We start from the raw sequence: 14376 nt of genomic DNA, 5'->3' as shown, positions 1-14376 counted from the left end.
TTGTCTTTAAGACTATTCAGTTTATGCCCAGCCGCGGTAGCGTGAACCTTCGGCTGTGCGCTTAAGACCTACAATGAATGCTGCAAGTCTCATATCGATTTGGCGGTTTTCGTGAAGGTCGTAAATTTCATTAAATGCTGCAACGAGTTTTTGTTCCATCTTCTCGTTGACTTCATCTTCACTCCAGTAATAACCCTGGTTGTTTTGTACCCATTCGAAGTAGGATACTGTTACTCCACCTGCTGATGCAAGTACGTCCGGTACAATCAGAACGCCTCTGTCAGTCAGGATGCGTGTCGCTTCAGTTGTAGTTGGTCCGTTTGCTGCTTCACATAGAATTTGTGCTTTAATGTTAGGCGCATTGGCTTCTGTGATTTGGTTTTCGATTGCTGCCGGAATAATAACGTCACAATCCAGTGAGAATAACTCGTCGTTTGAAAGAACATCATCAAACAGGTTCGTTACCATACCGAAGCTGTCGCGTCGCTCTAACAGATAATCGATGTCAAGTCCTTCCGGATCGTGAAGTGCACCGTTGGCATCGGAGATACCCACGATTTTCGCACCTCTGTCAAAGAGGAATTTCGCCAGGAAGCTTCCTGCGTTACCGAATCCCTGAATAACAATACGAATGTCTTCCATCTTCAGATCGCGTTTCTTCAGCGCCTGTTCAAGACAGATTACAACGCCGAGTGCTGTCGCTCTGTCACGGCCTTCAGAACCACCGAGTACTAATGGTTTACCGGTAATGAATCCAGGTGAGTTGAACTGGTCAATCGCGCTGTATTCATCCATCATCCATGCCATAATCTGTGAGTTCGTGAATACGTCCGGTGCAGGAATATCTTTAGTCGGTCCAACGATTTGAGATATTGCACGTACGTAGCCGCGTGAAAGTCGTTCTACTTCATCCATGCTCATTTCGCGGGGATCACAAATGATTCCGCCTTTACCGCCACCGTATGGCAGGTCAACAATACCGGCTTTAAGTGTCATCCACATGGATAATGCAACAACTTCATCTTCCGAGACGCTCGGGTGGAAACGGACTCCGCCCTTAGTAGGACCCACTGCATCGTTGTGCTGTGCACGGAATCCTGTAAATACTTTGACAGAACCATCATCCATTTTCACCGGGATACGTACTTTTAGTGTACGTAAAGGCTCTTTGATTAATTGGTACATATCGTCATTATAACCAAGCTTATCGAGCGCTTCTTTAATGATGCGCTGTGTAGATTCAACTAAACTAATTTCTTCTGACATTTTATCCGCCTCTTTTTGTAACTGTTTTCATCTTTTCATCTCATATTGTATCATAAAGATTATTTTTAGAAAGTATCTTTGCTAAAAACTTTTTTAACTTTATCGAGGGCCCAGTCGAGTTCTTCTTTAGTTACTACAAGCGGCGGTGCAAACCTCACAACAGTACCGTGAGTTTCTTTGCACAGCACCCCTTCATCTTTCAGCTGCTCACAGAATCCACGTGCACTCTTATCCAGCTCTAAACCGATAAAGAGCCCTTTGCCGCGAATGTCCACGATTGATTCATGTTTGATTTTCTTAAGTTCATTAAGCAGGTATTCACCAAGCTCAATTGAGCGGTCGGCCAGCTTTTCGTCGATCAGCACATCAAGTGCTGCTTCAGATACTCTCGCTGCCAGCGGGTTCCCGCCGAATGTGGAACCGTGAGATCCCTCATTAAGTACACCGAGCACTTCATCGTCACCGAGAACTACTGATACCGGGAATACCCCTCCGCCGAGCGCTTTTCCTAAAATATACATATCCGGTACTACGTCATCCCAGTCCGTTGCGAACATTTTACCTGCCCGGCCGAGTCCTGCCTGAATTTCATCGGAAATAAACAGAACGTTGTTGCGGTCACAGATTTCTCTTACTTTTTTAAGATATCCTGCCGGCGGAATATTAACGCCCGCTTCCCCTTGAATCGGTTCCAGAATGACTGCTGCCGTGTTGTCATTGATTGCATCTTCCAATGCTTCCGGATCGCCGTAATTCACGATTTGGAAACCGTCACCGAGCGGTCCGAAACCTCTCCGGTATTCCGGTTCCGACGACATCGACATTGGAATCATCGTTCTGCCGTGGAAGTTGTTCTTCATGGCAATAACTTCCGCCTGGTTGTCGGGCACCCCTTTAACTTCATACGCCCAGCGTCTCGCCGCTTTGACTGCAGACTCAACCGCTTCAGCGCCTGTATTCATCGGGAGCACTCTTTCCTTGCCTGAGATTTTGCTGAGCTTTTCAAACCAGTCGCCGAGACAATCCACATGGAATGATCTTGATGTCAGCGTCACTTTATCCGCCTGGTCTTTTAGAGCCTGGATAATTTTCGGATGACGGTGCCCCTGATTCACCGCAGAATATGCACTCAGCATATCCATATATTTGTTACCTTCCGGATCTTTAACCCATACGCCCTCAGCTTCTGAAATTACAATTGGCAACGGCTTGTAAATATCCGTATCGTGCCGTTCTGTCTGTTTAATAATTTCTTCAGTTCTCATTAATTTCTCCCCCTCTGTGTGTTTAAAAAGTCATTTAAATATACATTTTTAATTATGTATTCATAACCATAATGACTGCATTTATCAATATTTTCAAGAGTTTTATTAGAACGCATAACAATGCGGTTTATTAAGTTTGGAAACGTATACAAAAATACGGTGTTTTATACTTAAAACGATTGATGTTTACAGCACTTTATGAATTATATATGAATATATATACATTGAGAAAAATTAAAAAAACCCGTGAAATTCACAGGTTTTATACTGGCATTATTCTTTCATACGTTCTTTTGCCTCTTCTATCCAGACCGGCATTCTTTCGGCCAGCGTCTGGAAGCCGTATTTCTCGCTATCTTTGATCTTCTCCAATACAGAACGCTTGTCTCTTTTTTTCTCTTCGTTCTTAAAGTATTCGTTTTCTTTCAGTGATAAACTGATTTTGCCGTTCTCATCAATGCTGACAATTTTAGCCTTTACTATTTGGCCTTTTGATAAATATTGATTCACATCGTGGACGTAATCGTTCATCACTTCAGATATATGGATCAGACCATCACGATTATCAGGAGTTTTGACAAAAGCACCGTACGACTGAATACCAGTAATTTTCACTTTGACGAACTGGCCGATCCGGTATTTTTTTGCCATGTTATCCCTACTTATTTTTACTTCTTTATTAAATCCATCACCATTTTAACACAGTTGTCTGAAGTAACCAAAATAAACACAGCAAAACACATATACCGGAACGGCATATGTGCGCTTATTTTTAATATAAGTTATGTAAGTCTGCGGTTCTCTAGGGTCGCACACAGAAATAACAGCATAAGTATTTTTTAATTTATTATTTCCGTGTGGGATGATCCTGATGTTCATGCTCGAGTCTTTCAAGAACTTTCTCTTCGAAATCTCTCATCTTCTCTTCTTCATTGCGTGAGTATTTTCTAATAAGTTTATACACGATAAGCGCAAGTAATATAAATAGAAGCAGCATGATAATTGCTGGAATGTATTCCGTTTTGTCTTCCGGGAAATAAAGGAACGGCATCATTTTTAAATCACTCACCTTTACACAAACAAGTATATCAGAGTGTTTTACTATATAAATAATATAATAATGACTAATTTGTGATACTTTCAAAGTTATTTCAGAAAATCCTTCCACATATATGTATATATTTCACTCTATATAAAAAAGTGCACAGCCAGTTATTAACCGGACTGCGCACCTGAAAGCCGCTCTGTTATTCAGTTACTTCGATCGTTTCGATGATTACATCTTCAACCGGCTTATCCTGTCTGCCTGTTTCAACATCCGCAATCTTCTCGATAATATCCATTCCTTCGATAACGTGGCCGAAAACAGTATGTCTCTGGTCAAGCCAAGGTGTTCCGCCGTTTTCTTTGTAGCTTTCGATAATTTCAGCAGGGTAGCCTGCACCTTCAAGCTGGGAAATCATATCAGCCGGTACATCTTTCAGCTGAACGATAAAGAATTGTGAACCGTTTGTGTTCGGCCCTGCGTTTGCCATTGACAGCGCACCGTAAAGGTTGAATGCATCTGTTGAGAATTCATCTTCAAAAGCCTGTCCCCAAATACTTTCTCCGCCCATACCTGTTCCAGTCGGATCTCCGCCCTGGATCATGAAGTCTTTAATCACTCTGTGGAAAATTAAACCGTCGTAGTATTTATTTTTTGCATGTGTCACGAAGTTTTCTACAGTTTTCGGCGCAACGTTATTTAACAGTTTAACTGTTACGTCACCCATGTTTGTTTTAATTACCGCTTTAGTTTCTCCTTCTAAAAGCTCTGTTGTTAACTGTGAATATGCCATAAATTTGGCCTCCTGAAAAATTTTATTAATTTCAAATTAGCAATAGCAATACTGAAATTTAAACTTACATAATTCTAAATTTAATACTACTTACTACCATATATACATTATACGAGAATCGTCAAAAATTTCAAACCGTATGCGTTTATTTACAATTAATATTAATGTATAATGGTTAAATATAATAACGTAAGAGGAGGATACACTTTGACATTGATACATTTAGCAATATTTCTGCCTGTAATTGCTGCGGTCGCAATCGCAATAATATACAGGTATGTTAAAGATGTACATCTCGGTTGGTTTGTTTTACCTATTCCGGCTGTGATAGCTGCATACTTATTTAGCTTAATACCTTCTGTTGCGGATAATCAAGTTTTCCATCATACATTGAATTTAATGCCCCGGATCGGGCTGAATTTTGACGTCTACATAGATGGTCTCGGCTTACTATTCGCAATACTGATTTCTGGTATAGGCTCACTGGTAGTTTTATATTCTATCGGTTACCTTTCTAAAGACGAAAGACTGGGTAATTTTTATGTCTATCTTCTTATTTTTATGACGGCAATGCTTGGAGTGGTATTGAGCGATAACGTACTTATGCTCTATTTTTTCTGGGAGCTCACTTCAATTTCAAGTTTCCTGCTGATTGCATTCTGGTTTACGAAAGATAAATCGGTTTACGGTGCACAGAAATCCATGCTGATTACTTTCTTCGGCGGATTTATGATGCTCGGCGGATTCATTATACTTTCTATTATTACAGGTTCGTTCAGTATAAGGGAAATGATTGCTAACGTTGATTTAATTACGGCAAGTCCGCTTGCTCCATTGGCAGTTGTGTTAATTCTGCTCGGTGCATTTACTAAATCAGCACAATTCCCGTTCTACATCTGGCTGCCGGACGCTATGGAAGCCCCGACTCCTGTCAGTGCTTACCTTCACTCAGCTACGATGGTTAAAGCAGGTCTTTACCTGGTTGCAAGATTCACACCCGTTTTCGCATTCAGCGAACTGTGGGTATGGCTGATTCTCGTTACAGGACTCGTCACATTGTTCTGGGGATCATTCAACGCAGTTAAAAAAGACGACTTAAAAGCTGTGCTTGCATTCTCAACTGTTTCACAGCTGGGTATGATTATGAGTCTTCTCGGTGTTGGTGCGCTCGCTGTTGCAAGCGGTGCCAATGAGCAGCTCTTTACAGTGGCAGTCGTTGCTGCAGTGTTCCACATTATCAACCATGCAACATTTAAAGGTGCGCTGTTCATGGTGGCGGGTATTCTCGACCACGAAACAGGCACGCGCAGTATTAGAAAACTCGGCGGTCTGATGACTTTAATGCCTATTACTTTTACGATGACGATAATTACATCCTTATCGATGGCAGGTCTGCCGCCGTTTAACGGATTCCTGTCTAAAGAGTTATTCCTTGAGGCAATGTTTGAAATCAGCCAGGCAAACTTCAGCGCGCTTGCTGAATGGAGCGTCCTGTTCCCGATACTTGCTATCGCCGGAAGTATTTTCACATTTGTGTATTCAATCAAATTAATTCACGGCGTATTCTTTGGTAAACGTACACACGATACACCGAAGGAACCCCACGAAGCACCGGCTCTGCTGCTCGCTTCACCGATTATTTTATCATCGCTGGTTATTATTTTCGGCCTGTTCCCGAACATTCTGTCAGGCAGCATTATTGACCCGGCAGCAATGAGCATTCTTGCTTCGGATACAGCTTTAAATACGAAAATTTCACATTGGCACGGGTTTAACAACCCGGCACTCTGGGCAACAGTTGCGGTCGTAGTAATCGGAGCGGCACTGTACTTATTCAGAAACAGCTGGATGTTTATATACGACTATCATAAGGAACAGTTTACGCTGAACTACCTCTACGATCAGGGGTTAATCTACAGCGAACTGGGTTCTGCAAAAGCTACAGACGGTATCATGACCGGTTTCCTGAGAGAATATATGGTTTATATTTTTGGATTCTTCGTAGTAATCGGAGTAATCACTACATTCTATGCTGGTCTGCCTATCGTTTTTGATAACTTTGCCGAAGTCGGTCTACAGGATATGGCACTCGTTATAATTATGCTTGTGTCACTAGCAATTATTATGATGACACGTTCACGCATGGTATCGATTATTATGCTCGGTGCAATCGGCTTTTCAATGGCACTGTTCTTTGCGTTCTTCAGAGCGCCGGACCTTGCGCTGACTCAGCTGGCAATTGAAACTGTTACGACGACGTTATTCCTCGTATGTTTCTATCATCTGCCTAAACGTTCAAAACATGAAGAAAGTATGCAATTCAAGTTCATAAACTTTATCGTGTCGGTAGGTGTCGGCGTCATCGTAATACTTTTCGGTCTCGCTGCCTACTCAAACCGCCTGTTTGATTCAATCAGTCAGTACCACATTGACAATGTGTACGAGCTGGCAGCCGGTGGGAACATGGTAAACGTTATACTCGTTGACTTCCGTGGATACGATACTCTGATGGAAACACTGGTATTCGGTATTGCGGGAATCGGAATTTATGCTTTAATGAAAGCAAAAGTATCCAGAAAGGATGATGATAATGAAGAGCACGCTTAAGAGAGCTGGCTACAGTAAAGTACAGCGCCAGATGAACGATGTGTTTATCCAGTTCACTTCAAAAGTGATCTTTCTCATCGTCCTGCTGTTCTCTGTTAATTTATTTCTGGCAGGCCACTACACTCCCGGCGGTGGATTCGTCGGCGGGCTGCTGGCTGCCTCTGCCATCATTCTTTTACTGATGGCGTATGATTATGAAACTGTAAAGAAAATGATTCCGGTGAATTTTCACCTGATGATCAGTATCGGACTTGCTTTTGCAATCGTGGTACCGACATTGTTATTTTTCTTCGGTGTTCCGTTTTTCACTCATCAGCACACTTATATTAACGTGCCGGTGTTTGGAGAGGTTGCACTGCATACCGCAGTACTGTTTGACATCGGTGTATTCCTTACGGTAGCCGGTACTTCCCTGTTGATTATTACGTTAGTCGGAGGTGCTGAAAAGTAATGGAACTCGTCACTATAATTTTATCCGGCATACTGATTGCCAGTGCGACTTACTTAATTTTGTCAAAGAGTGTTTTACGTATAATTATCGGACTTTCCATTCTGTCTCACGGAGTTCATTTAATGATTCTGACAATGGGACAGCTGAAACGCGGTAACGTGCCGGTTCTTGACGATTCAGTAAGTTCGTATTCCGATCCATTGCCGCAGGCTTTAATTCTGACAGCAATTGTAATTTCATTTGCCTTGACTGCATACAGTCTCGTATTGCTGCTCAGAAACTATAAAGAGCTCGGCACAGATAATACCGAAGATATGAAAGGAGTTCCACATGGCGATTAATGTATTACCTATGCTCCCAATCATTCTTCCATTTCTGGCTGGTGTCATTATGTTGTTTGTCGGAAAACGACCGATGCCCCACAGAATAATATCTGCAATAACAGGACTGGTTATGGTTGGTATAGCAGGCTATAACATCTATTATGTTTATGTTAACGGTACGATGGTGTCATATATGAGTAACTGGTCGGCGCCTTTTGGTATCAGTGTTGTCTATGACATGATTGCCGCACTGCTCGTATTCACTACGTCACTCGTGATGTTTTTTACAGTTATTTACTCTTTTCAATCTATTGGTTATGAAAGAGAAAAATATTACTATTACCCGATGATTTTATTTATGATCACAGGGATTAACGGTGCATTCACAACGGGAGATATTTTTAACATGTTCGTATTCTTCGAAGTGTTTCTTCTCGCTTCTTATGTACTGATTACACTCGGCAGCCGTAAAGTTCAGCTTCAGGAAGGATTTAAATACCTTGTTGTTAACATCGTATCTTCCAACTTCTTCCTCGTGGGTCTGGCCTACCTGTATTCTATTACAGGTTCGCTGAACATGGCTGACATTCACATTAAGCTGTCGAACTACGAAGGCAATCTGATAATAATGACGCTGGTTGCCGTTGTATTTATCTTTGTATTTGCAACTAAGGCCGGATTGTTCCCGCTGTATTTCTGGATGCCCGGTTCTTACAGTGCACCACCGATTCCGGTTATTGCACTGTTTGGCGCCCTGCTGACGAAAGTCGGCGTATATGCCATCGCACGAACATTTTCACTGTTCTTTACGACAGATACTGCATTTACACACCAGCTGCTTCTGCTGATGGCTCTGTTAACAATCGTTGCAGGCTGTATTGGAGCACTTGCCTACACTGACATGAAACAGATTATTATTTATAACATCATGATTGCAGTCGGTGTTATAATCGTCGGGTTCTCAATGATGGACTACGCGGGAACAGTCGGCGCAATTTACTATCTGATTCACGACATGATTATTAAAGCAGCATTGTTTATGATGATCGGCTTTATCATCTTCCGTACAGGTAAAAATGATGCAGCCGACCTCGGCGGCTTGATAAAACAGCATCCGTTTGTCGGGTGGATGTTCTTTGTCGCTTCACTGTCACTTGCCGGTGTACCACCGTTCCCGGGGTTCTTCGGTAAACTGTTTATCGTCGAATCCGCATTTGACAACGGCCATGCAATCTCTGCAGTAATCGTACTTCTGTCGAGTTTAATCGTGTTATACAGTATTATGAAAATATTTATTAAAGTATTCTGGGGTGAACCGGCAGAGCCGATTGAACTCAAGAATATCAAGGCGGATAAACTGCTGTTCTCAGCTGTTGGTCTCGTTATCGTTTCAACGATTTTTGGTCTTTCAGCAGACTTTTTATTCCCCGCTTTCGAAATGGCGGCTGAATCATTCTTTGATCCGTCATCATACTCAAACTATTTGATGGGGGTGGAATAATTGTCTTTTCAACTGATGATTAACGTCTTACTTGCATTCCTATGGGTGTTTATGAATGGTGATTTTACAGTAGGTACATTTGTTACAGGTTATCTTATCGGTTTAGTTGCGGTATACGTACTCCGTAACTTCCTGCCGGGTCGCTTTTATATCAAGCGTCTCTACTGGATAATCAAGCTGTTCTTTATCTTTATCATCGAACTGACAAAAGCGAATCTCGAAGTTGTACGTATCGTTATGTCACCGAAAATCGATATTCATCCGGGATTCTATGCTTATCCTAGTGACCTGGAAGAAGAATGGGAAGTTGCTCTGCTTTCCACGTTAATTACATTAACTCCCGGGACGGTAGTTGTGGCAATTTCTGAAGACTATTCCAATATTTATATTCACGGACTTGATATGGAAGACGCCGATGAAGAAATTGAAAACATTAAAACTTCTTTTGAAAATGTAATAAAAGAGGTGTCTAAACCATGACAGGTTTTATTAATATAATTGTTATCATAAGCGTTATTGCATTTGCGTTTGCGATGCTGGGTATGATTTACAGAGTTCTGAAAGGACCTACACTGCATGACAGAGTTATTACACTGGATGCATTCGGTGTAACACTGATGGGTATGATCGGACTGCTTTCAATGGCACTTGATACATCGTACCTGCTGGTTGTAATTATGCTGATCGGTATGATCGGTTTCGTCGCAACAATCGGTTTTGCGAAATTCCTCGAGAAAGGTGTGATTATTGAAAATGACAGAGATAATAATAGTTAGTCTGATAACATTTTTCTTAATCGCAGGTGCCTTTTTCACAGTAGTTGCTGCAGTCGGAATAATCCGTCTCCCGGATACATATACACGGCTGCACGCTGCATCTAAAAGTTCAACGTTCGGTGTTGGACTGACACTGATTGGAGTATTCATTTACTTCGGATACTACCATGCAGAATTTGATACACAGCTGTTACTTGCTGTACTGTTTATTTTCATCTCTGCCCCTGTTGGTGCGCACTTTATTGCGAGAAGTGCCTTCCACTCGGATGTTGAACCTTACAAACTGACAATTCTTAATGAATTGAAACGTGCAGAAACTGGTTCGGAAGTGGATACTGAAGAAACAGCCAGATTGAAAATCGAACGCAGCAAAGACAAAGAACTTGATGATTAATTAATAGTAAATGCACTCCCCGGGTTTGATTCCGGGGAGTGTTTTTTGGTTTTGGCCGGGATTGATGCGCGCTCATTGCGGAGATAAGCCGGTTGTTCGGGAATGAGGCGTCCTCATTGCGGTGATAACTCACTTGCCCGGGAATGACGCGCGCTCATTGCGGTGATAACGTGCTTGTTCGGGAATGACGCACGCTCATTGCGGTGATAACTCACTTACCCGGGAATGAGGCGTCCTCATTGCGGTGATAACCCGGTTACCCGGGAATGACACACCCTCATTGCGGTGATAACTCACTTGCCCGGGAGTGACGCGCGCTCATTGCGGTGATAACCCGGTTGCCCGGGAATGACGCACGCTCATTGCGGTGCAAATGTCCACACAAGCAAAAAACCAGGAATCCGTGACCGGATTCCTGGTTCAACATACATATTTATCTTTTCTTCCTGATTGCGACTGTACATCTGCTCAGTGCGACCAGTTTATCTTCTTCGTCAGTCACTTCGATTTCCCATACCTGCGATGTGGAACCGCCGTGCTTTAAAAGTGCTGTCGCTGTCAGTACACCTTCCTGTTTTGCTCGCAAATGATTGGCGTTGATTTCCATGCCAAACGCAATTTCATCATCCGAAATCATTTTGTATGCACCCATGCTCGCTGCTGTTTCTGCAAGGAGGACGTTCACACCGCCATGGACGTATCCAAACGGTTGCATTACTTTTTCAGTAATCGGCATTTCCACTGCACATTTACCAATCTCGTCAACTGTAATTTTAATACCGAGTGCCTTCAATACACCTTTATTCATACAGTGTACCCGATTCAATTAAGTCGAGTATCGTACGGATCATGACACCTGTAGAGCCCTTTTTAGCAAATGGTGTTGAGCGTGATGTGTTGCTCGTCCCTGCAATATCAAAGTGTACCCACGGTGTGCCTTCTGTGAACTGATTAATAAATGCTGCAGCAAATGACGCACCGCCAGGCTTAAAGTCAGCATTAAGCAGATCCGCTATATCCGATTTTTTCACTCTTTCATCTTCCTGCTCTGACATTGGCAGATGCCAGATGTCTTCACCTGTCACTTTACTGCTGATTAACAGATTGTTGATGAACTTTCTGCCCTGGTTTGTAAATACTCCGGTACGGTTTTCACCAATTGCCTGAATGACTGCACCCGTCAGAGTTGCAAAGTCCATCATAATTTTAGGACTGAATTTCGTCGCTGCATAGTACACTGCATCTGCAAGTACCAGACGGCCCTCAGCATCAGTATTCGATACCTCAACTGTTTTTCCTGACAGTGATTTGTAAACGTCATCCGGACGCATACCGTTACCGTCGACCATGTTTTCTGCAAGGGCGAGAACAGCCACTGCGTGAACAGGAAGTTCCAGTTTAGTAATTGCATCCATCATACCGACAACGTTTGCCGCACCGCTCATATCGTACTTCATCGAACGCATGCCGTTGCGCGATTTAAGTGAATAGCCGCCTGAGTCGTACGTAATTCCTTTTCCGATTAAAGCAATCGGCGCATCATCGGTTGCGTCAGGATGCTTATACTCAATCGTCACGAGTCTCGGTTTTCTGACAGAAGCTTTGCCGACTGCTGCAAGAAGACCGAAACCTTCCTGAATCAGTGTATCAAAATCTTTGACCTCACCTTTAACATGTGGACGGTCTTTAAAGTGAACTGCCAGTTGATCTGCGAAGCTTTCCGGGTAGAGCATGTTCGGCGGCATTGTTGCAAAATCTCTCGCAAGTGTAATGCTGCTGCCAAGTGATGCACCGTGTTCGTATGCACTTTTCACATCAGCTTTTGTAACAAGTGTGATGTCCAGTTCATCATGGAACTGTTTTTTATCAGATGAATCGTATCCTGTCAGTTTGTGGCTGCTTACTGCAGACATCATACCGACAGCATCCGCCACGTCTTCAGGTTCAAATGAAAAAGTATCCAGTATAATCTGTATTTCAGTGTCTTTTTCACCGGCCATAAACTGGAACAGTTTACCGACAGCTTTTTGTACTTTCAGCGCAGTCAGTTCGCTGCTGTCTCCAAGACCGACAGCGATCACTTTACGGTACTGACGCTGGATAGTCACACCGGTTGTCGTTACTTTACCGTATTTGTCAGACAGTACGTTTGCCGAAATAATCTCTTCAGTCAAACCGTTCAATAATGTATCGAGCTCGTCAAAATTCTTCAGTTCTTTAATATTTTCAGGTAAACCGATTACTATTGCCGCTTCATCAGCAATATACTTCTCTTCAAATTTAATATTCAAAATGCGTTCCCCCTAAAACATTTGGTAGCCTGCTTTTCTCAAGTAGCGTATTGTCATGCCCGCTAAAATAATTCCGATAAATCCGCTGCCTAAAATCACGATGTCAAACATCGATATTCCGATAATGTTGTCCCACAATGTATTGAAAGATTCACCGGGACTTGATATGTAGTCAAATAATGAGACTCTGCCGATGATCCACAGTACGATTACAGGATAAACGAACGCCATAATCCATGTCATTTTCAAAATCATATTCAGAATGAAGCTGATTCCGTAAAACAGGACAAAGTACAGCAGTACAGAGATAAACAGCTGAACGATATTCATTGTCATAATTGTTGCCTCCAAAAAAATAAAAGCATGGGCATTATATATACCCATGCATAATGCTGATTTTTTAAATTACAGGAATTTACCTTTTGTTGCACCTAATACTATGCCGCCGATTTTAAGTACCGCACGTGTATCGATGACTTTCTTCATGAATGCTGCTGATTTACCTTTGATTTCACGGCCTAAAACTACACCGACACCATCATTGGCACCAAGTGAACATACTGTTCCCTTGTCATCATATTCAAATCCTTCAGTTTTTTCACCGTTTAACTGAAGCTTAATATTCTTAGCAGTGTGCTCACCTAACTGCATCGCAATTTGAGCTGTTGTCGGATACGGACGGGCATTTTCGCCGGTGCCGTTCATAACTGCTGCAACGTCTCCGATAGCGAAGATGTTCGGATAGCCGTCAATAGTTAAATCTTCTTTAACTACGATGCGTCCGCGTTTAACGCCTTCGAATGATTCTTCCATCAGACGTGAACCGCGTACTCCCGCTGTCCATACTACGCTTGAAGCTTCCAGCTGCTTCTCTTCGTCGTTGACTTTAACAACGAATCCGTTTTCGTTCGCTGCAGTAATTGCAGTGCCGAGCATAAATTCAACTCCGCGTGCCTCAAGAAAATCAACTGCGTGTTTAGTTAATTCATCAGAGAACATCGGAAGCATTGAAGGCATTGCTTCTACACATGTAATCTTAACGTTGTTGTAGTCAATACCGTGTGCTTTACATAGTACAGGTAATGTTTCAACAAGCTCACCAAGGAATTCAACACCTGTGAACCCTGCTCCTCCGACAAGAATAGAAAGATCTTTAGGATCTTTTGAAGTTTTATAATTGATAAAGTTCTTTTCAATTTCTTCACGTGTTTCAACAGCAGTCTGAGGGCTGACGATTGTCGTTGCAAACTCGTCCATGCCTTTAATACCGAATGATTCACTTTCAAATCCAAGTGCCACTACAAGCGTATCGAATTCGAATACACCCTGAGTCGTTTCAACAGTCTGCTCATCGCGGTTGATTTTCGTAACCTCAGCCGGGATGAAACGCGTTTTCATGTTGTCTACAACTTTAGCAATCGGGTATACGCCCTCTTCCCAGTTCATAGAACCTGCTGCCGTTTCGTGCAGCCATGTTGATTCATAGTGATACTCATTTTTGTTGATTAAAGTGATGTCCGCTTCCTGGACTCCAATAATTTTTTGAAGTTTTGCAACTGTAGACAGGCCAGCGTAACCTGCACCTAGTACCAGGATTTTTTTTCTTTCATAGCTCATAATTTATTTCCCTTCCTGCGAAAAAGTTTTATATGTTGTTAAACTGT

16 protein-coding genes are annotated in these 14376 nt (G+C 42.4%); 7 read left to right on the top strand and 9 right to left on the bottom strand.

Translation table 11 applies throughout. The annotated features are described in order from the left end of the window. Positions 1–21 precede the first annotated feature (21 nt). The 5 genes from RZ44_RS01390 to RZ44_RS01370 all read right to left on the bottom strand — a co-directional run bounded on the left by RZ44_RS01390 (position 22) and on the right by RZ44_RS01370 (position 4369). Complete coding sequence (locus RZ44_RS01390) at positions 22–1266, bottom strand: Glu/Leu/Phe/Val family dehydrogenase (RefSeq protein WP_035807640.1); 1245 nt, start codon at positions 1264–1266, stop codon at positions 22–24. A gap of 65 nt (positions 1267–1331) precedes the next feature. Further along, complete coding sequence (locus tag RZ44_RS01385) at positions 1332–2531, bottom strand: ornithine--oxo-acid transaminase (protein WP_035807638.1); 1200 nt, start codon at positions 2529–2531, stop codon at positions 1332–1334. Between the two features lie 273 nt (positions 2532–2804). Then, the gene (gene ygs / locus RZ44_RS01380) at positions 2805–3182 is read right to left on the bottom strand and encodes a S1 domain-containing post-transcriptional regulator Ygs (protein WP_035807636.1); all 378 of its coding nucleotides are present in this window, start codon (positions 3180–3182) and stop codon (positions 2805–2807) included. A 196-nt stretch (positions 3183–3378) separates the two neighbouring features. Continuing rightward, complete coding sequence (locus RZ44_RS01375) at positions 3379–3585, bottom strand: hypothetical protein (RefSeq protein ID WP_035807634.1); 207 nt, start codon at positions 3583–3585, stop codon at positions 3379–3381. A gap of 193 nt (positions 3586–3778) precedes the next feature. Beyond that, complete coding sequence (locus RZ44_RS01370; RefSeq protein WP_035807633.1) at positions 3779–4369, bottom strand: peptidylprolyl isomerase; 591 nt, start codon at positions 4367–4369, stop codon at positions 3779–3781. 207 nt (positions 4370–4576) lie between these two features. On the opposite strand from RZ44_RS01370, the gene RZ44_RS01365 reads away from it, so the two are divergent. Genes RZ44_RS01365 through mnhG form a run of 7 tightly spaced genes read left to right on the top strand, consistent with a single transcriptional unit; the run spans position 4577 to position 10421 of the window. After that, on the top strand, positions 4577–6976 hold the full coding sequence (locus tag RZ44_RS01365; RefSeq protein ID WP_035807631.1) for a Na+/H+ antiporter subunit A: 2400 nt from the start codon (positions 4577–4579) through the stop codon (positions 6974–6976). After that, positions 6960–7427 (top strand): Na(+)/H(+) antiporter subunit B, encoded by a 468-nt coding sequence (locus tag RZ44_RS01360; protein ID WP_052108719.1) that lies wholly within the window; start codon positions 6960–6962, stop codon positions 7425–7427. The genes RZ44_RS01365 and RZ44_RS01360 overlap by 17 nt, the downstream gene beginning before the upstream one ends. Next, on the top strand, positions 7427–7768 hold the full coding sequence (locus tag RZ44_RS01355; protein WP_035807630.1) for a Na(+)/H(+) antiporter subunit C: 342 nt from the start codon (positions 7427–7429) through the stop codon (positions 7766–7768). The genes RZ44_RS01360 and RZ44_RS01355 overlap by 1 nt, the downstream gene beginning before the upstream one ends. Next, on the top strand, positions 7758–9251 hold the full coding sequence (locus tag RZ44_RS01350) for a Na+/H+ antiporter subunit D (protein WP_035807628.1): 1494 nt from the start codon (positions 7758–7760) through the stop codon (positions 9249–9251). The genes RZ44_RS01355 and RZ44_RS01350 overlap by 11 nt, the downstream gene beginning before the upstream one ends. Continuing rightward, a complete protein-coding gene (locus RZ44_RS01345; protein ID WP_035807627.1) occupies positions 9252–9731 on the top strand; it encodes a Na+/H+ antiporter subunit E in 480 nt (159 codons plus the stop codon). Next, a complete protein-coding gene (locus RZ44_RS01340) occupies positions 9728–10027 on the top strand; it encodes a Na(+)/H(+) antiporter subunit F1 (protein WP_035807626.1) in 300 nt (99 codons plus the stop codon). The genes RZ44_RS01345 and RZ44_RS01340 overlap by 4 nt, the downstream gene beginning before the upstream one ends. Then, positions 10005–10421: a monovalent cation/H(+) antiporter subunit G gene (gene mnhG / locus RZ44_RS01335; RefSeq protein ID WP_035807624.1), complete on the top strand. Its 417-nt coding sequence runs from the start codon at positions 10005–10007 to the stop codon at positions 10419–10421. The genes RZ44_RS01340 and mnhG overlap by 23 nt, the downstream gene beginning before the upstream one ends. A gap of 433 nt (positions 10422–10854) precedes the next feature. Here mnhG and RZ44_RS01330 read toward each other — a convergent pair whose 3' ends face one another. The 4 genes from RZ44_RS01330 to RZ44_RS01315 all read right to left on the bottom strand — a co-directional run bounded on the left by RZ44_RS01330 (position 10855) and on the right by RZ44_RS01315 (position 14329). After that, positions 10855–11229 carry a hotdog fold thioesterase gene (locus RZ44_RS01330; RefSeq protein WP_035807623.1) on the bottom strand — a complete coding sequence of 125 codons (375 nt, stop codon included), beginning with the start codon at positions 11227–11229 and terminating at the stop codon, positions 10855–10857. Beyond that, on the bottom strand, positions 11222–12712 hold the full coding sequence (locus RZ44_RS01325) for a leucyl aminopeptidase family protein (protein WP_052108718.1): 1491 nt from the start codon (positions 12710–12712) through the stop codon (positions 11222–11224). The genes RZ44_RS01330 and RZ44_RS01325 overlap by 8 nt, the downstream gene beginning before the upstream one ends. A 12-nt stretch (positions 12713–12724) precedes the next feature. Next, a complete protein-coding gene (locus tag RZ44_RS01320) occupies positions 12725–13048 on the bottom strand; it encodes a YuiB family protein (protein ID WP_331709020.1) in 324 nt (107 codons plus the stop codon). Between the two features lie 69 nt (positions 13049–13117). Then, complete coding sequence (locus RZ44_RS01315) at positions 13118–14329, bottom strand: NAD(P)/FAD-dependent oxidoreductase (RefSeq protein ID WP_035807621.1); 1212 nt, start codon at positions 14327–14329, stop codon at positions 13118–13120. Positions 14330–14376 lie beyond the last annotated feature (47 nt).

Source organism: Jeotgalicoccus saudimassiliensis, from assembly GCF_000756715.1.
Taxonomy (GTDB): Bacteria; Bacillota; Bacilli; order Staphylococcales; family Salinicoccaceae; genus Jeotgalicoccus; species Jeotgalicoccus saudimassiliensis.
The sequence above is the reverse complement of the archived record's forward strand: the minus strand, read 5'-3'. Positions and strand labels throughout refer to the sequence as shown.

Coding starts and splice junctions, on each gene's coding strand:
- RZ44_RS01390 (WP_035807640.1), bottom strand. CDS start 1,266: ATGTCAGAAGAAATTAGTTTAGTTGAATCTACACAGCGCATCATTAAA.
- RZ44_RS01385 (WP_035807638.1), bottom strand. CDS start 2,531: ATGAGAACTGAAGAAATTATTAAACAGACAGAACGGCACGATACGGAT.
- ygs (WP_035807636.1), bottom strand. CDS start 3,182: ATGGCAAAAAAATACCGGATCGGCCAGTTCGTCAAAGTGAAAATTACT.
- RZ44_RS01375 (WP_035807634.1), bottom strand. CDS start 3,585: ATGATGCCGTTCCTTTATTTCCCGGAAGACAAAACGGAATACATTCCA.
- RZ44_RS01370 (WP_035807633.1), bottom strand. CDS start 4,369: ATGGCATATTCACAGTTAACAACAGAGCTTTTAGAAGGAGAAACTAAA.
- RZ44_RS01360 (WP_052108719.1), top strand. CDS start 6,960: ATGAAGAGCACGCTTAAGAGAGCTGGCTACAGTAAAGTACAGCGCCAG.
- RZ44_RS01355 (WP_035807630.1), top strand. CDS start 7,427: ATGGAACTCGTCACTATAATTTTATCCGGCATACTGATTGCCAGTGCG.
- RZ44_RS01350 (WP_035807628.1), top strand. CDS start 7,758: ATGGCGATTAATGTATTACCTATGCTCCCAATCATTCTTCCATTTCTG.
- RZ44_RS01340 (WP_035807626.1), top strand. CDS start 9,728: ATGACAGGTTTTATTAATATAATTGTTATCATAAGCGTTATTGCATTT.
- mnhG (WP_035807624.1), top strand. CDS start 10,005: ATGACAGAGATAATAATAGTTAGTCTGATAACATTTTTCTTAATCGCA.
- RZ44_RS01330 (WP_035807623.1), bottom strand. CDS start 11,229: ATGAATAAAGGTGTATTGAAGGCACTCGGTATTAAAATTACAGTTGAC.
- RZ44_RS01320 (WP_331709020.1), bottom strand. CDS start 13,048: ATGACAATGAATATCGTTCAGCTGTTTATCTCTGTACTGCTGTACTTT.
- RZ44_RS01315 (WP_035807621.1), bottom strand. CDS start 14,329: ATGAGCTATGAAAGAAAAAAAATCCTGGTACTAGGTGCAGGTTACGCT.